This window comes from Pseudomonas sp. SIMBA_068, assembly GCF_046534705.1.
Lineage (GTDB): Bacteria > Pseudomonadota > Gammaproteobacteria > Pseudomonadales > Pseudomonadaceae > Aquipseudomonas > Aquipseudomonas putida.
In genome coordinates, this window is record NZ_JAWRYI010000935.1 from 1 (window position 1) to 257 (window position 257).

Consider the following 257-nt stretch of genomic DNA (forward strand, 5'->3'; position numbering starts at 1 on the left):
GGCCACCATCATGGACTCGGACTGCGTGCCGGACGCCATCGTGCTGCCGCTGCGTGACGCCACCGGGGGTATGCATGATGTCGTGTATTTCTCGGTGGAGTGCAGCTCCGATTACTGGGGAATTCTCTGGAACACCAGCCGATTGGATCGATTGGCCAGGTCGGGAGCATCTGCCCCACTGGACCGCGAGATGGGGCTGTTGGTTGGTGGCATCTCAAGCGGTTTTAGTGTTTCACAGGTTCATCGTGCAATGGATG

The 257-nt window shown here is 58.8% G+C and carries 1 protein-coding gene; it reads left to right on the plus strand.

Annotation, left to right across the window (positions count from 1 at the left end; genetic code table 11):
* Positions 1-25 precede the first annotated feature (25 nt).
* Positions 26-257 (plus strand): hypothetical protein (locus tag SB756_RS32150; protein WP_410913512.1); only part of this gene is annotated, 232 nt, incomplete at its 3' end.